Consider the following 21274-nt stretch of genomic DNA (forward strand, 5'->3'; position numbering starts at 1 on the left):
CCATGGGCACAAGCATTCTCACCGCGCGAAACCTTAGCAAAGTGGTTCCCAGCGCGGAAGGTGAACTGACTATCCTGCACGAACTGAGCCTGGAACTGAACAAGGGCGATAGCCTGGCTATCGTCGGCGCCTCAGGTTCCGGCAAATCTACCCTCCTGGGCCTGCTGGCCGGCCTCGACCTGCCCAGCAGCGGCGAAGTCACCCTCGCCGGGCAAGCCCTGAGCACCCTCGACGAAGATCAACGCGCGCGCATCCGCGCAGCGCACGTGGGGTTTGTGTTCCAGTCCTTCCAGTTGCTCGACAGCCTCAATGCGCTGGAAAACGTGATGCTGCCGCTGGAACTGGACGGCCGCAAGGACGCCCGCGAACGCGCCAGACACCTGCTCGAGCGCGTCGGCCTGGGCCAGCGCCTGACCCACTCGCCGCGCCAACTCTCGGGTGGCGAGCAGCAACGGGTGGCGATTGCCCGGGCGTTTGCCGCCGAACCGGACGTGCTGTTTGCCGACGAACCCACCGGCAACCTCGACAGCCACACCGGCGAGCGCATCAGCGACCTGCTGTTCGAACTCAACAAAGAGAGCGGCACGACCCTGGTGCTGGTGACCCATGACGAGCGCCTGGCCCACCGTTGCCGCCGCCTGATCCGTCTTGAAGCCGGCCTGATGGTCGCGCCCCTGGAGCCTTGATGGCACGCTTGCCCTTGTTGCGCCTGTTCAGCCTTGCCCTTCGCCAGTTGCTGCGTGATGCCCGCGCCGGTGAACTGCGGGTGCTGTTCTTCGCCCTGCTGGTGGCCGTCGCCGCCAGCACCGCCATCGGTTACTTCGGTGCACGCCTGAACGGCGCCATGATGTTGCGCGCCACCGAGTTCCTGGCCGCCGACCTGGTGCTGGAGGGCAGCTCACCCGCCCGCACCGAGCAGATCCAGAGTGGCACCGAGCTGGGCTTGCAGCACGCCCGGGTCGTCGAGTTTTCCAGTGTTATTGCCACTGACAATGGCATCCAGCTGTCCAGCATCAAGGCGGTCAACGACGAGTACCCGTTGCGTGGCGAACTGAAGAGCGCCGCCGAGCCTTTTGGCGAGGAGACCGCCGGGGGTGTCCCCAAGCCCGGTGAGGCGTGGGTGGAAGCTCGGCTGCTGACGGCGCTGGGCCTGAAAATCGGCGACAGCATCGACGTCGGTATGAAGACCCTGCACCTGGCCCGCGTGCTGACCTACGAGCCGGACCGCGCCGGCAACTTCTATAGCCTGACGCCCAGGGTGATGATCAACCTGGCCGACCTCGACGCCACCGGTGTGGTGCAGCCCGGCAGCCGCGTCAGTTACCGCGACCTCTGGCGCGCACCGCAAGGCGGCACGGTGCTGCAAACCTACCGCGAGTTGGTCAAGCCCGGCCTCGCGGCCAACCAGCGGCTGCAGGACGCACGTGACGGTAACCAGCAGATCGGGGGGGCGCTGGGCAAAGCCGAGCGTTACTTGAACATGGCCAGCCTGGTGGCTGTGCTGCTCTCCGGCGTGGCAGTGGCGCTCTCGGCGAACCGCTTCGCCAGCCGGCGCTTTGATGCCAGTGCCTTGCTGCGCTGCCTCGGGCTCTCACGGCGCGAGACCATGCTGCTGTTCAGCCTGCAGCTGACCGTACTGGGGCTGCTGGCCAGCCTGACCGGCGCCCTGCTCGGCTGGCTCGCGCAATTGGGCCTGTTTGCGCTGTTACATGACCTGTTGCCGGCGGACGTCCCGCCCGGTGGGTTGTTGCCAGCCATCGCCGGAATCGGCACCGGGCTGGTGGCCCTCGCCGGCTTCGCCCTGCCGCCACTCGCCGCGCTGGGTCGCGTGCCACCGCTGCGGGTGTTGCGGCGCGACCTGCTGCCCATCCCGTCCAGCACCTGGATGGTCTACGGGGCCGCGCTGTTCGCCCTGGGCCTGATCATGTGGCGCCTGAGCCTCGACCTGGTGCTGACCTTCGCCCTGCTGGGCGGTGGCGTGATTGCCGCGCTGGTTCTCGGCGGCCTGCTCCTGCTGCTGTTGCAAAGCCTGCGACGCCTGCTGGCCCGGGCCTCCCTGCCCTGGCGCCTGGGGCTGGGCCAATTGCTGCGCCATCCATTGGCGGCGGCGGGCCAGTCCCTGGCGTTCGGGCTGATCCTGTTGTCCATGGGCTTGATCGCGTTGTTGCGTGGCGAATTGCTCGATACGTGGCAAAACCAGTTGCCCAAGGACGCCCCCAACTATTTCGCCCTGAACATCCTGCCCGCCGACAAAGACACCTTCGGCGCACGCCTGCAGGAACTGCAGGCGCAGGCCGCCCCGCTGTACCCGGTGGTGCCGGGCCGATTGATCAGCATCAATGGCGCCCCGGTGCAGGAGATTGTGAGCAAGGACTCCAGCGGAGATCGTGCGGTACAGCGGGACTTGAGCCTGACCTGGGCCACCGACCTGCCACCGGGCAACACACTGACGGCGGGGACCTGGTGGACCGCACAGCCTACGGATGAGATTCCGGGCGTTTCGGTCGAGGCCAAGGTCGCGGACAGCTTGAAACTCAAGCTCAACGATCATCTGGTGTTTACCGTCGGCGGGGAAAACCGTGAAGCACGGGTCACCAGCCTGCGGGAAATCAACTGGGACAACTTCCAGCCCAACTTCTTCATGATCTTCCAGCCAGGCACCTTGAAGGACCTGCCGGCCACCTACCTGACCAGCTTCTACCTGGCGCCCGGGCATGACCAGCAGATCGTCGACCTGTCCCGGGCCTTCCCGGCAGTGAGCATCCTGCAAGTGGAAGCGCTGCTTGAACAACTGCGCAGCATCCTGGCCCAGGTCACCCTGGCGGTGGAATACGTGTTGCTGTTTGTCCTGGCGGCGGGGATGGCGGTGTTGTTCTCCGGGCTCCAGGCCACCCTCGACGAGCGAATTCGCCAAGGGGCCCTGCTACGGGCACTGGGGGCCGAGCGCAAGTTGCTGGTCAAGGCACGGCGTATCGAGTTTGGGCTGTTGGGCGCGGTCAGTGGCCTGTTGGCGGCACTGGGCACGGAGTTGGTGACGCTGGTGCTGTATCGTTATGCGTTCGACCTGACCTGGCACCCGCATCCCTGGCTGTTATTGCTGCCGGTGATCGGCGCCGTGCTGATCGGCGGCGCAGGCGTGTTCGGCACTCGCCGCGCGCTGAACGCCAGCCCGTTGACCGTGCTGCGCGAGGGCTGAAAACGCGAACGGCCCGCACTCATTCCAGAGTGCGGGCCGTCCGTTGTTACTTCACATATTCGATAGCGGTGATCCACCAGCACACTTCGCCGCTCGGGGTCTGCACGAGCGCCTCGTCATCCACCTCTTTGCGCAGTAATGCACGAGCCATGGGCGAATCGATGGAGATGTAGTCCATGCGCTCATAGATTTCATCGTAACCCACGATGCGAAAACGCTTGGTCTCGCCCTGCTCATTTTCAATCTCGACCCAGGCGCCGAAAAACACCTTTCCTTCCTGCTCCGGCATGTACTCGACCACGCGCATGTCTTCCAGGCGCTTGCGTAAATAGCGCACCCTTCGATCAATTTCCCGAAGCAGCTTCTTGTTGTACTGGTAGTCGGCGTTTTCGCTCCTGTCCCCCAGGGAAGCGGCCCACGTCACTTTACGAGTGGTATCAGGGCGCTTTTCTCGCCACAGGTAATCAAGCTCCTTTTTCAGGGCTTCATGACCTTCTTTGGTAATCAGCTTGGTGCTCAAAAGCTCTACATCCCCTGGAAGTTTCCATTTTTCAGACCCGCTGCCGCATCAGGCACAACGCATTTAACGCACGATGTCGGCTGTGGGGGTCGATGATAAATGAACACAGGAAAGTAGCCAGACCCACCGATTGATTCCGCTAACCGACACCGCATCAGTCCGTATCCGATTGAAGCAGGCGGCTTTCCGGCTGGCTCTGGCTGCGTCCGGCCTCACTCAACCATGCCAGGGACTCATCCAGGGTTTGAAGCGCGACCTTCAGGTTGTCCCGCAAAACAGGCAATTGAAACAGTGCCGCCGCCAACTGGTGCTCTTTGTGACGAACCTGCAGGTCACGGCTGTGCAACTGGGCTTCCTGGCTTTCCAGATAACGCACACGCTCCTCAATTCGACGTTGCTCTGCCCGGTTTAATGCCGAGCCGTCAGCCAGTTCCTCCTCTCGAGTGGCCAGCGTGTGCGCCAACACCGCCAGGGACGCTTCTTTCTCAGCCATTCTCTCGGCACTGCGTTGACTCTCCTGCGCGATATCCAACGTTTCCTGACGCAGTTCAAGTCGCATCTGCTCAAGCGCTTCTTCTTGTTTGAGTACCGCGAGCTTTTGCTGCGTCAACTCCTGAGCAACACGAGAAAGATTGGCCAGCGTATCGTCCACTTCGAACAACGAGGGGGGGTCCTGTCGCACAAGGGTCGCCGGAGGCGCCGGTTCCTGCTGTTTACTGGCCGGTGGCGGTGGAGCGGCGACCACAGGTGCCTCGACAGGTGCTCGGGGTGGCAATTCAACACGCGGCTCAGCTGTCTCGACCGTATCCATGGGGGCCACGGGGAGCGTTTCAGGCAACGGTGGCGCTGGCTCGGAAGGGTCCTGGGACCTTGGAGGAGAGACCATCCTTGAGGAGAAACGAATCGACGGCACGATCAATGAGCTGCTTTCGATGGCGGGCAAACCGGGCGCCGATGTTCCCAGGGTAATCACCTTCATCACCAGGGATTTCTTGATCGTCAACGAGTGATGATCTTCAGGCCTGGCGGGGGGCAACTTGCAGCCTTTCAGGTCAACGAAGTGATAGGGGATCTGAGTCTCCCCGGTGCTTGCGGACTTTGCCCCGGGCGCAGCGGCAAGCGTCAGGATTTGCTTGAACACATGGGTCGCTATTTGCAGGTCTTCCTTGGACTCTATCGCTCCCAGAAAGTACCGTTCTGACTTTTTACGCAAGGTTGCAATATATACCCGCGAACTACCGGGCTCAGTCTCTTCATCCAGACTATAGGCAAGAAAGTTTGAAGCAACCTGGGCCACCGCAAAACCACAAAGCAGTGCACCGTTGACCGGAGCATCATGCCCGGACTGTTCAAGAACAAGGGTACGTAGAAGCAGCATGACGATCAGGCTCCATTTAAGATTGGCGAAACTTCAACTAAACATCAAATAAACAACAGTCACAATTAAAGCACCAGACACGTAACAATTGTTTCAGCGAGCTATAGTCTGACATGTAGGACTTATCTTATTCAGGTGCTTCAGCGTTTCCAAGAGCGATTATTGAACGTACCATTTTTTAACAGTACGACACTGGACGCGCGCCAATAAAAAAGATTTCAAATTTTGACTTTTCGAAGATTCACAACCTGCCGCTCATGCAGATTAATCGAGGTATCGACTTAATCGAGCCTTGCCCTACCCATTCAGTAGAAAAGCATAATGATCGAGATAACGAGCCTGGCAAAAAACATGGGCGGAAAAAGCATTATTCATGACTTCTCATTCAGCGCCCAACCTCAGGAATGTCTGGGGTTATTTGGAAACGACGGGGCGGGTAAAACAACTATTATCAAAATGCTATCAGGCTCAATGACACCGTCTTCAGGCCATATAAAAATATTCGGTAACGATATAGCCCTCAATGCACGCCAGGCCAAGAACGTTACTGGCTATCAACCCGAACTTCCCTTGAGCCATAGTGCAATGAGCGTAAAGGGTTTTCTTGGTTTTATAGCTGATATACGCGGATTCCACGGCGCAGATAAACGCAAGATGATTGACCGGGCCATCGCACGACTGGAGCTTTGGCGGATACTCAAATGCCCGATCGAAGCCCTCCCGACCGGTTTGAAACGCAAAGTTGCCATCGCTCAGGCAATCCTGCATGACCCGGCCGTGCTGCTGCTGGATGAGCCCACGGATGGTCTGAACGCCGACCAAAAACACAAAATCAGAATGCTCATCAAGTCGCTGAACGACGAAATGACGATCATTGTCGCGTCCCGTACGCCTGAAGAACTGACCAGCATCTGTAGCCGCGCCCTGGTCATCGCCGAGGGTCGATTGGTCGCAGATACTTCCATGCCCGAACTGCAGCGCAGCTCCCGTCATTACCAGGCAGTCACCCTTGCAGCGGACACGCCGCTGGACTTGCTGGCCCTGGCCGTGTTGCCGGGGGTCGCCGGTATAGAGGAAGACCGCGAGACGCCCGGTACGGTGACCGTACTCGCCATGCCGGGACAAACCATTTACCCCCACATCAATGCACTGATCACCCACCGCCACTGGAAAATCAATGCCCTGAACCTGGACCCCGGGCGTGTGGATGACGTTATCCACCACATGAGCCAGGAGGCATCGAATTGAAACTTTTACCGGTGATATTCAAGCGTCAACTTGTCAGCTACTTCTCGGCCCCCGCCACTTACCTGAGTACCGCAGTGTTCCTGACAGCCGCCACCGCCTGTGGCTTCCATACAAGCCAGTTACTGGAGCAAAACAGCGTTGACTTACACGGTTTTTTCCAACTGCATCCGTGGATGTATTTACTGCTGACGCCTGTTCTTTCCACACAATTATGGGCGGACGAACACAAGGCAGGTGCGATGGACTTTCTAAAAACCTTGCCGATCACGTGTTTCGAAATGGTTGTCGGAAAATTTCTGGCCGCCTGGGTTGTTTCGGGAATGGCGTTGCTATTGACCTTTCCTCTGGTCATCACCGTCAATTATTTGGGAAATCCGGACAATACAGTCATTGCGTCCCAATACCTGGCAAGTTGGCTATTGGCCGGAAGCTATCTGTCGGCGGGCTGCTTTATTTGCACGTTGGCACGTCACCGCGCCGTCATATTTACAGTAACACTGTGCTTGCTCCTGGCCGTCAGCGGGCTGTCATCCATCCTGGATGCCATTGAACATCAGGCACCGATCTGGCTCATTGACCGTATTATTTCCCTGAGTCCATCAACGCGCTTTGATGCCATTGACCAAGGTGTCCTGGCTCTTCAAGACAGTTTGTATTTCATCAGCATGATCGTTGCCTTTCTGGCCGCGACGACCATTGCCCTGAATATTAGAAACGGTTGAGAGGGGCACATCACGATGAGAAAGCCACTAAGCGCCAGCATCACCCTTATCATCCTACTGCTGCTCTTTCTCGCCTTTAACCTGGTATGGGCACTGAAGCTTCCGAACATACGACTAGACTTTTCAGAACAGAAAGTCCACACACTCTCTGCGCCTGTACAGACACTACTCGCCTCACTTGAGCGGCCGGTCGATCTGTACTTTTTCAACTCAAGCAAGCATCCGAAAAAGACCCGTACCCTGGAAAGCTACGGTAAACGCGTGACGTTGTTGCTCAAGGAGTATGAAAAAGCGGCAAAGGGCAAAATCAACCTGCACTTCATCGACCCCACACCTTTTTCAGAAGACGAGTACAAAGCCCGGCTGTTGGGGCTTGACGATCAACAAGGGTTCTTCGGCCTGGTCGGTACCAGTATGGGCCATGGCCCCCACAGCATCGAGTCATTCAGCCCGGACCGGGAGTCGCTGCTGGAATATGAAATCAGCCACCTTATCCACAAGGTGATCCATCCAGAGCAGCCCGTCATAGGCCTGATATCCGGCCTGCCATTGGAGGGTGAATGGGATGAGCGCAATGGCATGAGCACATCGCCATGGCAGTTAGGGAAGGAGATCCGCCGCCAATTCAACCTCGTAAGCCTGCAGCCAGGCATTACGCAAATTCCGGAACACATCAAAACCCTGATGGTGGTTCATCCCGGGAGACTGCCCGATCAGACCCTTTACGCGATCGATCAATTTGTATTGGGCGCAGGCAAACTGCTGATGTTTATCGACCCGCTTGCCGGGCTGGTGACCAGCGCCGCACCACCGGAAAACGCCGGGCAGAACGCATTGCTTGCCGCCTGGGGCATCCAGATGCCTGCAAATAAAATAATAGCCGATCACGACTATGCCACCTCGGTGATCATGACCTCAGGCCAGCCACCTGTGCGCCATCCTGCTGCGTTGACCTTGCCCCGCCAGGCAATGGCGCAGGATGACATCAGCACCTGGAAACTGCGCAGCGTCAATGTCCTGAGCAGTGGCGGGCTGACGCCCGTCAAGAAAAGCCGCATGACCTTCACCCCACTGCTCCAAAGCTCGGGGCGCGCCGCCCTGTTTGATGCTGAACGCTTCGCCCTGCCCGCGCAGTTCGACGTGCTGATCGAGGAAGCAGCCACTCGCGGTCAGCCACAGGTGATCGCCGCCCGCGTCGAGGGGCCCGCCTATTCCGCCTTTCCCGACGGGCTCGATGGGCGTGAAGCCCACGTGCAAAAGTCTGCGTACATCCATGTCGTGGTGGTCGCCGACACCGACCTGATCAGCGATCGTGTGGCTGGCATGCTTCAAAATGTGAGTACGACGGGCGGAGCGGCGTCAGATAACGCAATGTTTGTCTTGAACACCCTGGATAACCTGGCGGCGCCCGATGGGCTGATGGACGTTCGCCCTCGCGCAGGCGGCGGTCGAACACTGCAGGTGCTGAAGGCGATGCGCGAAGACGCCGCGCAGGCCTACCGGGAAAAGTCCGCAGAACGGGTGCAGCGTCTGGAACAAACAGAAAAGGAATGGCAATTGCTGAACCCGAAGACCCTTTCGCCAGGGCCCCAGTCGGTAACGCCCAGCGCCTTGCTGCAAGCGCTTAACAAGGAGCGTTTGCGGGTGCCCATGGAAATTCACGCGCTGAAGGTTCAGTCATACGCCGAGGTTCATGCCCTGGAGCGCAAGATAAAGTTACTCAATATCCTGCCCATACCGTTGATACTGTGCGTGATTGCGTGGGGTGTTTTCCTGGCGCGTCGCAGCCGCCGGCACCTGCCTTCAACGGCCTTTTACTGAGGGTTCAACGCCGAGCAATCAGCCCTTGTCGGGCAATACGGGTCAACTGGCGTATCACTTCCTCCGCGTCGCTGGCACTGGGCGCTTGAATAACGGCCAGGTCAAAGCTGTTGGACGCAAACCGCGCGAGGGAGTCGCCGTCTTCGACAAACTGGATCAGGAAGGCCGAAGGCCGCCCCGTGCGGCGCGGCCAGCCGTCCAGATAACGCAGCAGCGTCGGCTGGTGCTTGCCGCCCAGGAGGATTTTCGGATTGCGTTGGGTGAGGTCCGCGGTGATCGGGGCCAGGCGTATGAGGGGGCGTAGTGCATTCATCGTGTCGTGTCTCTGCCTCAAAAGTCTGCGGGCAGGTGAGAGGCAACACCGAACCAGCGCTTTAGCGGAATTTCGAAGCCCGGCGCTTGGCCCTGGTTTCTGTCGGGACTGTGGTCAGTCACCGGTGGCGCCCCGCAATTAGCTGTTTAAATCGGCGCATGGGCAACATCCTAGAGAAGCCTGTGGGGCGGTGTCAAGAATCCCGGGCAACGAAAAGGCCCGCACGGGGCGGGCCTTTAAAGCAGATTTCGCGGTATCAGTGAGTGATGGCGCGGTCGGCAGACAACTTGCCAGCCCCTTCCAGCAACACCGCCAGCGTACCGCCCAGCAACGCCAGGGCGAACTCGTAACCGTTGTTGGCCATGAACAAGCCGTTATGGATATGCACCGAGAAAATCGCCACCAGGGAAATGATCGACAAGCCCAATGCCGCAGGCCGTGCCAACAACCCAATGATCAGCGCGAGCCCGGCAAAGAACTCGGTACCACCGGACAACACAGCCATCAAGGTACCCGGCGCCAGACCGATACTTTCCATCCACTGGGCCGTGCCCGCCAGGCCGCCGCCGCCAAACCAGCCAAAGAGCTTTTGCGAGCCGTGGGCGGCGAAGATGATCCCGACAAAAATGCGCAGAACCGTCAGGCCATAGCCGGCGCGGGTGGAGAGGATGCGGGTGATCAATGGGCTCATGCTGATAATCCTTTTCAAGGTAGGGGTTGGTTGGCCGCTATATTAATCAGTTTAAGCAATGATAAAAGCCGATAAAACGGCTAAAAACAATCGAATTAATTGATTATTTCCGTGAGGCAACTCGCGGCGCTGCCGGCTCCAACGACTCCCGTTCCCGATCAAACGCCAAGTAGTATTTGTTCACGCTATTAACATAGCTGACACCACTCATTCCCACCTGCTCCATGGCAATGCGCTCGACCTGGAAAAACCATTGGTTGGGGTTCAGCCCCCGGCGCCGCGCTTCGGCACGCATTCCCTGGACCCGCTCCGGCCCCATGTTGTAGGCCGCCAGTACAAACGCCATGCGCTCGCGCTCGTTGAGCTTGGGGCTTGAGAAAAACTTGCGCCGGATCATCGCCAGGTAACGCGCGCCCGCCTGCACATTGCTATCCAGGCTTTCGATGTTATTGACCCCAACCCGCTGGGCCGCCGACGGCGTGATCTGCATCAGCCCGGTGGGCCCGCCGCTGCTCCGAGCACCGGGGTCGAAGGCCGACTCCTTGAACGCCAGCGCGGCCAGGTTCAGCCAGTCCATGCCTTGCTCACGGGCATGCTTTTGCAGCACCGGCCGCAGTTTTTCCAGGCGCTGGCGGTCGGCCCGGGCCAGTGGATAACGCACTTGATACAGGCGGCGGTAGATGCGCTGGAACGCCACATCCTGGTCGGACGGCGTGTGGTAGGTCTTGAGGAAACGATCAATGCTGGCTCGCAGCATCGAGGCATCCTGGCGCACGAACCAGTACTCTTCGCCCGGCTCGCTGATGGTCACTTGCCGGTCAAAGCGCAGCTTGGGCAGGATCTTCGCCCAGCGCTCGGCGATCGGCCGCTCGACAATCGTCAGGTGGAAAATCCCGGCCTGGACCATCTCCAGCACGTCCTCCACCGCCAGGCTGGGGTCCACCCATTCCACCTTCACCGGCGGCAACTTGTGCAGCGCCAGCTTTTGGTTGACCTGATTGATCGCATCCGACGCGGCGCTGCCGGTGGTCAGCGCCAGGGTACGCCCAGACAGCTGCTCCAGCTTGGTAAACCGCCGCTCGCCTTTGAGCCCCACCAGCCATAACGGCACGTCGCTGGCAATCGGGTCGCTGGTGGCAATCTTGTGGGCGGCTTTCACGTCCATCAATTCGCCGGGAGCCACCAGGTCACCCTCGCCACGGGCCAACGCGCCGATCAGTTGATCCTTGGCCTTGGGGATGATCTTGAGGTTGATCTCCTGACCGTCACGGGCATGGCCGTTGAGGTATTGCTCGAAAGCGCGCAGGCGATGGTATTCAACGCCGATGGCCTGCCCCTGGACTTCGCCGGAACTGTTTCGGCTCTGGTTGACCAACACCCGCAAGGTGCGGCTGCTGCGGATCTCCGCGAGGTCGCGGACCTTGCCCGGCTTGGTCACTTCCAGCGGCCCGTCCAGACGCGCAACCGCCGACATGGGCAGCAGTAACGTCAGGCACAACATAAGCAACGCCGAGGGTCGGATCATCCGCTCTCCGGAAGAAAGAATACTGCCCATTGCTTCGCGAAAAACGAGGCGTTGGGGGACAGAAACAGAGCGCCATGAGCGCAGGCTTTGGGCGCAAGGGTGGCACGGCAGATGGTTACAAACCAAACACGGTGTTACTTGCGACTTTCAAAGACAGCTTTAACTCGTTGTAGTTCTTGGCTTTTCTTATAAATCTACAGCTCTGATATGCTTTCCGACCGCAGGCGGAGGTAGCACCATGCAACTCATTGATATCGGCGTCAACCTGACCAACCCAAGTTTCGACGAAAAGCACCAGGCCGTTCTCGACCGTGCCTACGCCGCCGGGGTGAGCCAATTGGTGCTCACCGGTACCAGTGTCGACGGCAGCGAACAGGCCCTGGAGCTGTGCCAGCAACTGGACGAAAGCGGCCAGCGGTTGTTTGCCACCGCGGGCATCCACCCTCATTCCGCCAGTGACTGGAACGCCGAAAGCGCCAGGCGCCTGCGCGGTTTGCTCAAAGAAAGCCGTGTACGTGCGGTGGGTGAATGCGGGCTGGATTTCAATCGGGATTTCTCGCCACGTCCCCAGCAGGAAAAAGTCCTCGAAGAGCACCTGGCCCTGGCCGTGGAGTTGAAACTCCCGGTATTCCTCCACGAACGCGACGCCAACCAGCGCCTGCTGGACATCCTGCGGGACTACCGCGATCACCTGTCAGCCGCGGTGGTGCACTGCTTTACCGGCGAGCAGCGTGCGCTGTTCAGCTACCTCGACCTGGACCTGCATATCGGCATCACCGGCTGGATCTGCGACGAACGCCGTGGGACGCACCTGCACCCGCTGGTCAGGGAGATTCCCCGAGGCCGCCTGATGCTGGAAAGCGATGCGCCCTACCTGTTGCCACGGACCCTGCGGCCCAAACCGAAAAACGGTCGCAACGAGCCCGCCTATCTGCCGGAAGTACTGCGGGAAGTTGCCCTGCACCGTGAAGAAACCGTGGAAGACCTGGCACAACACAGCACCGCCTGCGCCCGCGCATTTTTTGGATTGCCTGTGCCGGATTGACGCGGGGCATTGACCCATATCAAAACCTGTTGACTCGATAGCGGCACAATAATGGCACCTTGCCAATGCTGTTTCCGCTATCAGAGAAAACCTTCCATGGGTGCCTGGCTTAGCAACATCTCGCTGAAGTACAAATTCTGGGCCGTCAACGCGGTCGCCTTCATCACCACCTTGCTGCTGGTGTTGTACGCCGTGCAACTGGAACAACAGGCCCGCAGCCAGGCTGCCCAGGCTTCGGCGCAAGCCCAGGGGCGCCTGCTCAAGGCCTGGCCCACCGACCAGCCCCTGCCCAAGGGCGAGCACTGGCTGACGTTTGCCAAGGGCAAAATCCCACAACTGGGCGACCAGGATCTTTCAGCCCTGGCCACCGCCCACGGTTGGGTGGATTTCAATCACCTGCCGCTGTTCGGCGACAACCCGCTGATGGGCGCCGATGTGGTCGCCCGCGCCGACGGCCAGCAGGTAGCGGTGCTGGCCTATGGGCCCAGCTTGAGCCAAGTGTTCGAAGAGCGTTTCGCCAACTATGCGGTGGCGGTCATGATTCTGATGCTGGCCATGCTCGGCGCCTCACAATTGCTGATCCGCTTTCTGCTGAGCCAGCTCAACACCTTGAAAGACGTGATGCTGCATGTGGAGAAAACCGGCGACCTCTCGGCCCGCGTGCCCTTGGCCTGCAAAGACGAAGTAGGCCAGATGGCCACGGCCTTCAACGCGATGCAGGCGGGCTATCAGCGTGTGGTCAACACCGTCGCGCGCACTGCCAGGCAGTTGGACGACGGCGCCGCACGCCTGGCCAGCAGCATGAACGAGGTGCAACACGGCATGCTGGGCCAGCAAAGCGAAACCGACCAGGCAGCCACCGCGATCAACGAGATGACCGCCACGGTCTACCACATCGCCCAGCACGCCGGGGCCACCCGCGACCTGTCCCAGACCGCCGACACCCTCGCCGGCAGCGGCCAGGAAGTGGTCAGCCGGGTGCAACGCTCGATTGCCGGGCTGTCCACCGGTGTGCAGCAAACCGCCGAAATGATCCAGAAGCTGGCCGAGGACAGCCAGAAAATCAACAGCGTGGTCGGGGTGATTCACAGCATCGCCGAACAGACCAACCTGTTGGCCCTCAACGCCGCCATCGAAGCCGCCCGTGCCGGCGAAATGGGCCGGGGTTTTGCCGTGGTCGCCGACGAAGTGCGCAACCTGGCCAAACGGGTACAAAGCTCCACCGATGAAATCACCCGCATGGTGTCCGCCCTGCAAGCCGGCACCCGGGACGCGGTGGACTTTATGCAAGAAAGCTCGTTCAAGGCCGACGACTGTGTGCAACAGGCTCAAGAGGCCGGGATTGCCCTCGCCGAAATCACCGGCGCCGTGGCGCAGATGCGCGAGAGCAACACGCAGATCGCCGTGGCCGCAGAACAGCAAAGCCATGTGGCCGAGGAAATGAATCGGGCAGTGGTGAGCATTCGCGACGTCACCGAGAACACCGTGCAACAGACCGTGGATTCAGCCACCACCAGCAATGAGCTGGCAACCTTGGCCGGCGAACTGAGCAAGGCCATCGGACAGTTGAAGCTGTAAAACCCTGAAGGGATGGCTATGACGTCCATAGTCATCCTTGATTCGCCGCCCCGCCCTGCCCGGCCTACACTCTGTTCAAGATGTTTCAACGGACAGAGGAATCACGATCATGGGCAAACGTCATCCGAATCTCCCCGCCTGGCAATGGCGCAACCACCCGCAAAACCCACAGCATGCGACCAATCACGTGTTGCAACTGCTTGCGCTGCCACTGATGGTGATCGGTTTTCTGTTGATGGTGTCCGGAGTGTTCAGCGAGAACATGTCGAGTGTGGCCATCGGGGTTGTCGGCATTCTGGCCGCATTGGCCCTGCAGCATCACGGTCGCCGCCTGGAGGCACACGCCAGCGACACCTCCAGTGACCAACACCTGTTGGTCTAAGGGTTCAGGCGAACACCACCACCGACTGGCGACTGATGGCGATCAATTGGCCGTCAGGGCTCCACAGCTGCGCGGCCGCGTGGCCGTAGCCGTCCCGGGCATGCTCGATGTGAACCAAGTATTGGCACCAGTCCAGGGTGCTGAGGGTTTGCAACGGCTGCACGAACTCAATGGTCCAGGTCAGGGTGCTGCCCGCCGCCGGTTGGGTCAGGTGCGGTAACACCGACGGAGGCCACGCATCCACCAGCGCGAGAATGTGCGCCTCGGTCAACGGTTCTTCCTTCACATCCCCACGCAAGCGCACCCAGCCGCCCATCTCACGGGATTTATTGCCGGTGAACGGCAGGCCACCCACGCTCCAGCGCATCGCCAGGTGACGCATGAATTCCGGTGTCACCCCTTTGACGTAGGGCAACTCCTGGCATTCATCCCAATGTTTGAAGGTGGGCGCCGGTTCGGCTTCAACATCGATCTGCGATGGCCGTGAGGCGCCAAAACTGGCCTGCACCAGGGTCATCGTTTCACCGTTCTGCACCACACGTCCCAGCAGTTGGCTGACGGCCTTGCCTTCGCGCAGCACGTCGACTTCGTAGCGGGCAGACACATCCGGCGCCACCGGGCCGACGAAGGTAATCGCCAGCGAGCGCAACGGGCGATCCGCCGGAACCTGTGCACGCAGGGCTTCGTATTGCAACGCTACCACCAGGCCGCCAAAGGTGGCACGGCCCTGGGCCCATTCGGCAGGGATCGAAACGTCCAGGGGATGGTTGCGGGCAGCGTCGAGCAAATCACTAAAGCGCATGGCGATCTCAACTTGAAGAAGGATTGAGGGATCTTAACCACCCGGCCTGCGCCGCACAGCACCTATTCCAGCCAAAAGTCCGGACAGATAGGCCGCAGGTTCAAGCGAAGCAGTCGGCGCTCAATTTATCCAGCACACGATCGGCCTGCCCTTCGGCCTTGGCCATGGTGCGGTGCCAGCCGGGTACGCACGGTTGCAGGTCGGGCTCGTGCCCGGCTTGCGCCAGCCACTGCCAGCAATCATGCCAATCGCCGAGAGCGCCCTGGGCCGCCTTGAGACGGGACACGGCTTTGGAGGGCAGCTTGTCCAGCTCGGGATAGGCTTCGGCCGCATAGCGCACCCGCTTGATCAACAAGCGCAGGCGGTGACGGTCATGGTTGGGGTCGCGTAACGCCTCGCCGAGGTTTTTCCATTGCTTGGCCAGGCGTTTTTCAATGCGTGCGCGCAAGCCCTTGAGCAATTTCTGCCGTTGGGAGGCGCGGATGAAGCGGGGGAATGCCTCGAGAATCAGCAGTAACTGCGCCAGCTCCGGCCCTCGCGCGACGGCACGGTAAGTGCCCGCCTGCTGCCGGGTGCGCCGGTCAGCCGCCTCGTGATAGCCGTGCTGATGGAGGTAGGCCGCCAACACTTCGCGGTCACGAAAGGGGGTGGTCAGTTGGCCCACGGCACTGGCGGCCGCTTCGAGTTGCTCGACACCGGGCAACCCGCGCAATGGCCGCAACAGGCTGCGCAAACGCCGCACGGTGGTGCGCAGATCGTGCAGCGCCTCGTCGTCCGTGACGGCGGCGAGGCGCGCCTGGCAGTTCAGCAACCCTACTTCCAGGCCAATGACCTGAGCGACTAACTGATCGACCAAGGCTGACATCCTTTCCTCCTCAATGATTAATCTTTACTGAGCTTGAGGCCGCCGACGCAGCCTCGTCGCACTCGACAGCGGCTACGGATCAACGCCCTGCACGAGACTCACGAATATAGAAGCGGGCCTTTTCGGCCTTGTTGGAGCAGCCTTCAAAGGCTTCGAACTGCTGCTGGGTCTTGGCGCCAGTCAACAAGGACAGGGCCTTGGAGTAACTCACAGTGCCGGCAAAACCTTCGGCCTTGGCCAGGTCCAGTTCGTGCCACGCAGCATCCAGTTGCGTGCCGCAGCTGTCGCGATAAGCGGTTTTCCCGGCACAACCGGCCAGGGCCAACACAATCACAGGCACACACATCCAGGCTTTCATCAAATGACACCTCAAGAAAAGAAAAAACAGTCACAGGTGTAGACGTTGCCTACACCGAAAAGTGCCTTATACGACTGCCTGAATCCACAGTGCCGATTGCCAGAGCATACCCGAGCAGAGTAGCCCTCTCGCGAAAATAATCGGTTGTGGCCGTGATGATTGAAGCGCCCCCCTCGATGGGTGCATTGTGGTCACCTGTTTTGCGAAGGGGCAGGTCATGAAGAAACGTGTTGCATTGGTGCTGGGTTCCGGTGGCGCCCGGGGCTACGCCCATATCGGCGTGATCGAAGAAATCGAAAAACGCGGCTATGACATCGCCTGCATCGCCGGCTGTTCCATGGGCGCCGTGGTGGGCGGGATCTATGCCGCGGGCAAGCTGGACGAGTATCGGAACTGGATCGAAAGCCTCGACTACCTGGACGTGCTGCGCCTGGTAGACGTGAGTTTTCGCCTCGGGGCAATCCGGGGCGAAAAGGTCTTCGGGCAAATCCGCAAGATCGTCGGCGAGATCAACATCGAAGACCTGCGAATTCCCTACACCGCCGTGGCCACCGATCTGACCAACCAGCAGGAAATCTGGTTCCAGGAAGGCTGCCTGCACCAGGCCATGCGCGCCTCGGCGGCGATTCCCAGCCTGTTCACCCCGGTGATGCAAGGCAACCGCATGCTGGTGGACGGCGGCCTGCTGAACCCTCTGCCGATCGTGCCGGTGGTGTCGAGCCATTGCGACCTGATCATCGCGGTCAACCTCAACTCCACCAACCAGAAGCACTACACGCTTCCCGTGATCCAGCGTCCGCCGGCGTTCAAGAGCCGCTTCGATAGCCTGGTGCGTTCACTGGGTTCGCACTTGCCGTTTCGTCGCAAGCAGGCCGAACAGTTGTTGATGCTGGAGCAGGAGGCGCTGCTGGCCCAGGCCGCCGATATCAACCCGTGGCTGGAGTCTGCCGAACCCGAGGCGCAGCAGCCGGCTGCCGCCCCGGAAAAGGCCGGGGCGCCGAAGTCGGCGACCGGTTCGTTCATCATCGATAACGTGGGGCCGGCGTCGCTGCTGGATTTGATCAACCAGAGTTTCGAGGTGATGCAGACGTCATTGGCGCAGTACAAGATCGCCGGGTATCCGCCGGATATCCTGATCAACGTGCCGAAGCGGGTTTGCCGGTTTTTCGAGTTCTACAAGGCGCCGGAGCTGATCGCGTTGGGGCGGGAAATCGCCAGCGATACGCTGGATCGGTATGAGAGTGAGCAGCACTGAAGTTTTATCAGCCGGGATTGTGTGGCGAGGGAGCTTGCTCCCGTTGGGCTGCGTAGCGGCCCCAAAATCCTTGGAGCGCTGCGCACTCCAACGGGAGCAAGCGCCCTCGCCACAGGTTGAGCTAACGCTTCAGGCTTCGGTGTTCAATAGCCGATACCCAACGCCGGCCTCAGTCACGATAAACCGTGGCTGAGTCGGGTCATCTGCCAGCTTCTGGCGCAGGTGCCCCACCACAATCCGCAGGTAATGACTGTCTTCGGTATGGGTCGGTCCCCAGATATCCTTGAGCAGTTGCTGCTGGGTAATCACCCGGCCGGGATGCCGTGCCAGTTGGGCCAGCACCGCATATTCCTTGCGGGTCAGCGCCACTTCGGCGCCGTCCAGCAGCACCCGGCGATACGCCAGGTCTACCGTCAGCGGGCCGAAACGCAACGCCGCTTCCTGGGCCTCTCCCGCCGGCGCCTGGCGCAGCAACGCGCGCACCCGCGCGAGAAACTCCTGGATGCCAAACGGCTTGGTCACGTAGTCATTGGCACCGTTGTCCAGCGCCTCGACCTTTTGCACTTCACTGGCGCGCACCGACAGCACCAGCACCGGCACCGTGGACCATTCACGAAACTCGCGCAGCACTTGTTGGCCATCCATGTCCGGCAGGCCGAGGTCGAGCACCAGCAGGTCCGGTTTACTCAAGGCTGCCTGGGCCAGGCCTTCGTTGCCGGTGCCGGCCTCAATCACTTTGTAGCCCTGGGAGGCCAGGCTGATACGCAAGAACTTGCGGATCTGCGGTTCGTCGTCAATGACCAAAATCGTTGCGGTCTGGCTCATGGTGTCCAATCAAAATCCGTGAAGAAAAGAGGGTAGCTCAAGGTTCGCTTTCCAGGCCAGGCTGGGCCTGCAATGGCAGGAATAAAGTGATGCAAGTACCCCGGCCCTCGATGCCGTCGGCCACGCTGATATGCCCGCCGTGAGCCCCCACCATGCCCTGGCAGATAGCAAGTCCAAGCCCCGTGCCCTGCCCGCCGCGATCACCTCTTGCGGCGGTGTAGAACATGTCGAAAATCTTCGCCCGCTCCTCCTCGGGAATCCCCGGGCCTTCATCGGCGACGGCAAAAAACAACTGGTTATCCCGCACGCCGGCACTGAGTTGCAGGCGGCCTTGGGGCGGCGAGAAGCGTGCGGCGTTTTCCAATACGTTGACCAGCGCTTGCTCGATCAAGGCGGCGTGCACGTAAAGCAGTGGCAGCTCGGGCGGCAGGTCGGTGGACACTTGCAGCGGCGCCAATACCGCACGCAAGCGGCCCAGGGAACTGCCGACGATATCGCCGGGTGACACCCAATCCCGCGCCAGTTTCAGCGCGCCATGGCCCAGGCGGGTCATGTCCAGCAGGTTCTGGATGTAGCGGTCCAGACGCTCGGCTTCATCGCGGGTGCCTTCCAGCAACTCCCGGCGATCCTCCAGGGGAATCGCCTCGCCGAGGGCCAACAGGCTGTCGATGCTGCCACGCATGGAGGTCAACGGTGTGCGCAGGTCATGGGACACCGAAGCCAGCAACGCGCTGCGCAATTGCTCGGTTTCACCGTGCAGACGTGCGGCTTCCAGCTCCTGGGCCAGTTGCGCCCGGGCCAGGGCCTGGGCCAACGGTTGGCTCAAGGCCGTGAGCAGGCGACGGCGCTGGCCGCTCAATTCGAGCCCGGCTTTCGGGCTGACACCCAGCAAGCCCAGCGGGCCTTCTTCACTGGACAACGGCCACCACCACCAACGGCCAAACGGCAACGTACCGGTGCCCATGCCTGCCGGCTGGTCGTGCTGCCAGGCCCAATCGGCGGCGGCGCGTTCGGCTTCGGTAAAGGTGATCGGGCCGCCGGTCTCGACCTTCCAGTCGCCCTGACCGTCCCGGTTGACCAGGCACAATTGCAGGTCGCTCCAGCCTTCCAAATGATGCGCGGCGGCACTGATCACCGCCTGGCGGTCCGTGGCGGCGGTGAGCTTGCGGGACAGGTCGAGCAACTCGGTGGTTTCTTCCTGGGTATCGCGCAATGCCTGCAACTGCCGGCGCTGCCGCGCGGCCAGGTTGCCGGTAAGCGCGGCCATCAGCAGGAAGAACAACAGGGTCAGCACGTCTTCTTCACGCTGGATCGCGAAAGAGAAATTCGGCGGAATAAACAGGAAGTCATAGCTCAGGAATGACAGCGCCGCACACACCAGCGCTGGCCCCAGGCTGCTGCGCACCGCTACCAGCAATACGGCGGCCAGGAACACCAGCGAGATGTTCGGCAACGGCAGCAGACTGGCGACACCCCAGGCCACCGCAGCCGCGATCACCGTTGCCACCACCGCCAGGGCATAGTCGAACCACACCAGCCCGCGTACATCGGGCAGGCGCGGCGGGGCCGGTACTTCATCGCTGTCGAGGACGTTGATTTCCAGGCCCCGGGCATTGCGCAGCAAACGTGACGCCAAGCCACCACCCAACAAGGTGCGATGCCAACGCGGCCGCGACTGCCCCACCAGAATCAAGCTGGCGCGGCGTTCGCCAGCGTGCTGGATCAGGGTCTTGGCCACCTCTCCCGCCCGCAGCAACACCACTTCGCCGCCTAGGCGCTCCGCCAGTTGCTGGGCATTTTGCAGGCGCAAGCGCGATTGTTCATCGCGCACCCGGCCGTTATCCACATGCACCAGGCTCCACGGTAAATGCCGGCGCTGGGCTACACGGCTGGCGTGACGCACCAGGCGTTCGGCCTGGGCGTCGCCGTCCACGCCCACCAGCAGCCGGCCTCGCACGGCGGGCGCGGCCTGGCCCAATTGGCGATAACCCTGGGCCAGGTCATCGTCGACATGGGCCGCAGCGGTTTGCATCGCCAGCTCCCGCAGGGCCATGAGGTTGGTCTGGGTGAAGAACGCATCGATGGCGGCGCGGGCCTGTTCCGGGACGTAGACCTTGCCGTCGCGCAGGCGCTCCAGCAGTTCCCGGGACGGCAGGTCGATCAGCAGCAGTTCGTCGGCTTCCTGCAAGACCCAGTCGGGCAGGGTTTCACGCACGTGCACACCGGTGATGCCGCGCACCTGGTCGTTGAGGCTTTCCAGGTGCTGGACGTTGACCGTGGTGAAGACGTTGATGCCGGCGGAGAGCAGTTCCTGAATGTCTTGCCAGCGTTTTTCGTGGCGGCTGCCGGGGGCGTTGCTGTGGGCCAGTTCGTCCACCAGCACCAGTTTGGGCTTGGCGGCGAGCAGACCGTCGAGGTCCATTTCCTCCAGCATCACGCCGCGGTATTCGGTGCGCAGCAGCGGCTGCTGCGGCAGGCCGCTGAGTAAGGCTTCGGTCTCGGCGCGGCCGTGGGTTTCCACCACGCCGGCAATCAGCCGCACGCCCTGGCGCAGTTGGGTGTGGGCGGCCTGGAGCATGGCGTAGGTCTTGCCCACGCCGGGGGCGGCGCCGAGGAAAACTTTGAGCCGGCCACGGCCGTCCCGGGGTAGATCGGCTAACAGGGCATCGGCGCGGCCGGAGTCGCTCATGCGGGCAGTCTTCCTTCAGGTGTTGATGTGGATTTCTTATGGCCGCCTTCGCGAGCAAGCC

General features: G+C 61.0%; 18 protein-coding genes and 1 pseudogene. 9 read left to right on the plus strand and 10 right to left on the minus strand.

Going from position 1 to position 21274, the window contains the following annotated elements:
* The first annotated feature begins 2 nt into the window (after positions 1-2).
* On the plus strand, positions 3-686 hold the full coding sequence (locus tag HX855_RS09935; RefSeq protein WP_177089300.1) for an ABC transporter ATP-binding protein: 684 nt from the start codon (positions 3-5) through the stop codon (positions 684-686).
* The gene (locus tag HX855_RS09940; RefSeq protein WP_177089299.1) at positions 686-3196 is read left to right on the plus strand and encodes an ABC transporter permease; all 2511 of its coding nucleotides are present in this window, start codon (positions 686-688) and stop codon (positions 3194-3196) included. Before HX855_RS09935 ends, HX855_RS09940 begins: the two co-directional genes overlap by 1 nt.
* A gap of 46 nt (positions 3197-3242) precedes the next feature.
* Here the strand turns inward: HX855_RS09940 and greB are convergent, their stop codons facing one another.
* Both greB and HX855_RS09950 read right to left on the minus strand, forming a co-directional pair.
* Positions 3243-3716, minus strand: coding sequence for a transcription elongation factor GreB (gene greB, locus HX855_RS09945; protein ID WP_008437752.1), 474 nt, complete (start codon positions 3714-3716; stop codon positions 3243-3245).
* 154 nt (positions 3717-3870) lie between these two features.
* Positions 3871-5094 carry a hypothetical protein gene (locus HX855_RS09950; RefSeq protein WP_177089298.1) on the minus strand — a complete coding sequence of 408 codons (1224 nt, stop codon included), beginning with the start codon at positions 5092-5094 and terminating at the stop codon, positions 3871-3873.
* A gap of 321 nt (positions 5095-5415) precedes the next feature.
* Here HX855_RS09950 and HX855_RS09955 point away from each other — a divergent pair, with 321 nt between their 5' ends.
* Genes HX855_RS09955 through HX855_RS09965 form a run of 3 tightly spaced genes read left to right on the plus strand, consistent with a single transcriptional unit; the run spans position 5416 to position 8885 of the window.
* Positions 5416-6342, plus strand: coding sequence for an ABC transporter ATP-binding protein (locus tag HX855_RS09955; protein WP_177089297.1), 927 nt, complete (start codon positions 5416-5418; stop codon positions 6340-6342).
* A complete protein-coding gene (locus HX855_RS09960; protein ID WP_177089296.1) occupies positions 6339-7064 on the plus strand; it encodes an ABC transporter permease in 726 nt (241 codons plus the stop codon). The genes HX855_RS09955 and HX855_RS09960 overlap by 4 nt, the downstream gene beginning before the upstream one ends.
* Positions 7065-7079: 15 nt before the next feature.
* Complete coding sequence (locus HX855_RS09965) at positions 7080-8885, plus strand: Gldg family protein (RefSeq protein WP_177089295.1); 1806 nt, start codon at positions 7080-7082, stop codon at positions 8883-8885.
* Between the two features lie 4 nt (positions 8886-8889).
* On the opposite strand, the gene HX855_RS09970 is transcribed toward HX855_RS09965, so the two are convergent.
* The 3 genes from HX855_RS09970 to HX855_RS09980 all read right to left on the minus strand — a co-directional run bounded on the left by HX855_RS09970 (position 8890) and on the right by HX855_RS09980 (position 11414).
* On the minus strand, positions 8890-9198 hold the full coding sequence (locus HX855_RS09970) for a class I SAM-dependent methyltransferase (protein ID WP_177089294.1): 309 nt from the start codon (positions 9196-9198) through the stop codon (positions 8890-8892).
* A gap of 256 nt (positions 9199-9454) precedes the next feature.
* Entirely contained in the window at positions 9455-9889 is a 435-nt protein-coding gene (locus HX855_RS09975) for a DoxX family protein (protein ID WP_003218737.1), read from the minus strand.
* 103 nt (positions 9890-9992) lie between these two features.
* Positions 9993-11414, minus strand: coding sequence for a transglycosylase SLT domain-containing protein (locus tag HX855_RS09980; RefSeq protein ID WP_177089293.1), 1422 nt, complete (start codon positions 11412-11414; stop codon positions 9993-9995).
* Between the two features lie 238 nt (positions 11415-11652).
* Between HX855_RS09980 and HX855_RS09985 the strand changes: the two genes are divergently transcribed.
* From HX855_RS09985 to HX855_RS09995, 3 genes and pseudogenes are all read left to right on the plus strand, one after another.
* Positions 11653-12459, plus strand: coding sequence for a TatD family hydrolase (locus HX855_RS09985; RefSeq protein ID WP_177089292.1), 807 nt, complete (start codon positions 11653-11655; stop codon positions 12457-12459).
* A 96-nt stretch (positions 12460-12555) separates the two neighbouring features.
* Complete coding sequence (locus HX855_RS09990) at positions 12556-14037, plus strand: methyl-accepting chemotaxis protein (protein WP_177089291.1); 1482 nt, start codon at positions 12556-12558, stop codon at positions 14035-14037.
* Between the two features lie 109 nt (positions 14038-14146).
* Positions 14147-14404, plus strand: a pseudogene (locus HX855_RS09995) (terminase); the annotation flags it as partial.
* A 19-nt stretch (positions 14405-14423) separates the two neighbouring features.
* Here the strand turns inward: HX855_RS09995 and HX855_RS10000 are convergent.
* The 3 genes from HX855_RS10000 to HX855_RS10010 form a co-directional block, all read right to left on the minus strand.
* On the minus strand, positions 14424-15221 hold the full coding sequence (locus HX855_RS10000; RefSeq protein WP_177089289.1) for an acyl-CoA thioesterase II: 798 nt from the start codon (positions 15219-15221) through the stop codon (positions 14424-14426).
* Positions 15222-15321: 100 nt separating this feature from the next.
* Complete coding sequence (locus HX855_RS10005; protein ID WP_177089288.1) at positions 15322-16086, minus strand: CHAD domain-containing protein; 765 nt, start codon at positions 16084-16086, stop codon at positions 15322-15324.
* Between the two features lie 79 nt (positions 16087-16165).
* A complete protein-coding gene (locus HX855_RS10010; protein ID WP_010176194.1) occupies positions 16166-16444 on the minus strand; it encodes a hypothetical protein in 279 nt (92 codons plus the stop codon).
* Positions 16445-16661: 217 nt separating this feature from the next.
* Between HX855_RS10010 and HX855_RS10015 the strand changes: the two genes are divergently transcribed.
* On the plus strand, positions 16662-17699 hold the full coding sequence (locus HX855_RS10015) for a patatin-like phospholipase family protein (RefSeq protein WP_177089287.1): 1038 nt from the start codon (positions 16662-16664) through the stop codon (positions 17697-17699).
* Positions 17700-17828: 129 nt separating this feature from the next.
* Here HX855_RS10015 and HX855_RS10020 read toward each other — a convergent pair whose 3' ends face one another.
* A complete protein-coding gene (locus tag HX855_RS10020; RefSeq protein ID WP_177089286.1) occupies positions 17829-18524 on the minus strand; it encodes a response regulator in 696 nt (231 codons plus the stop codon).
* Positions 18525-18561: 37 nt separating this feature from the next.
* Positions 18562-21213: a sensor histidine kinase KdpD gene (locus HX855_RS10025; RefSeq protein WP_177089285.1), complete on the minus strand. Its 2652-nt coding sequence runs from the start codon at positions 21211-21213 to the stop codon at positions 18562-18564.
* Positions 21214-21274: the final 61 nt, after the last annotated feature.

The sequence above is a fragment of the Pseudomonas sp. IPO3778 genome (assembly GCF_013386825.1).
GTDB lineage: Bacteria > Pseudomonadota > Gammaproteobacteria > Pseudomonadales > Pseudomonadaceae > Aquipseudomonas.

What these genes read in the sequence shown, in the direction of transcription:
- HX855_RS09935 (WP_177089300.1), top strand. Translation starts at nt 3, where the DNA reads ATGGGCACAAGCATTCTCACCGCGCGAAACCTTAGCAAAGTGGTTCCC.
- HX855_RS09975 (WP_003218737.1), bottom strand. Translation starts at nt 9,889, where the DNA reads ATGAGCCCATTGATCACCCGCATCCTCTCCACCCGCGCCGGCTATGGC.
- HX855_RS09955 (WP_177089297.1), top strand. Translation starts at nt 5,416, where the DNA reads ATGATCGAGATAACGAGCCTGGCAAAAAACATGGGCGGAAAAAGCATT.
- HX855_RS09950 (WP_177089298.1), bottom strand. Translation starts at nt 5,094, where the DNA reads ATGCTGCTTCTACGTACCCTTGTTCTTGAACAGTCCGGGCATGATGCT.
- HX855_RS10020 (WP_177089286.1), bottom strand. Translation starts at nt 18,524, where the DNA reads ATGAGCCAGACCGCAACGATTTTGGTCATTGACGACGAACCGCAGATC.
- HX855_RS10025 (WP_177089285.1), bottom strand. Translation starts at nt 21,213, where the DNA reads ATGAGCGACTCCGGCCGCGCCGATGCCCTGTTAGCCGATCTACCCCGG.
- HX855_RS10010 (WP_010176194.1), bottom strand. Translation starts at nt 16,444, where the DNA reads ATGAAAGCCTGGATGTGTGTGCCTGTGATTGTGTTGGCCCTGGCCGGT.
- HX855_RS09940 (WP_177089299.1), top strand. Translation starts at nt 686, where the DNA reads ATGGCACGCTTGCCCTTGTTGCGCCTGTTCAGCCTTGCCCTTCGCCAG.
- HX855_RS09980 (WP_177089293.1), bottom strand. Translation starts at nt 11,414, where the DNA reads ATGATCCGACCCTCGGCGTTGCTTATGTTGTGCCTGACGTTACTGCTG.
- HX855_RS10000 (WP_177089289.1), bottom strand. Translation starts at nt 15,221, where the DNA reads ATGCGCTTTAGTGATTTGCTCGACGCTGCCCGCAACCATCCCCTGGAC.
- HX855_RS09990 (WP_177089291.1), top strand. Translation starts at nt 12,556, where the DNA reads ATGGGTGCCTGGCTTAGCAACATCTCGCTGAAGTACAAATTCTGGGCC.
- HX855_RS09985 (WP_177089292.1), top strand. Translation starts at nt 11,653, where the DNA reads ATGCAACTCATTGATATCGGCGTCAACCTGACCAACCCAAGTTTCGAC.
- HX855_RS10005 (WP_177089288.1), bottom strand. Translation starts at nt 16,086, where the DNA reads ATGTCAGCCTTGGTCGATCAGTTAGTCGCTCAGGTCATTGGCCTGGAA.
- HX855_RS10015 (WP_177089287.1), top strand. Translation starts at nt 16,662, where the DNA reads ATGAAGAAACGTGTTGCATTGGTGCTGGGTTCCGGTGGCGCCCGGGGC.
- HX855_RS09970 (WP_177089294.1), bottom strand. Translation starts at nt 9,198, where the DNA reads ATGAATGCACTACGCCCCCTCATACGCCTGGCCCCGATCACCGCGGAC.
- HX855_RS09965 (WP_177089295.1), top strand. Translation starts at nt 7,080, where the DNA reads ATGAGAAAGCCACTAAGCGCCAGCATCACCCTTATCATCCTACTGCTG.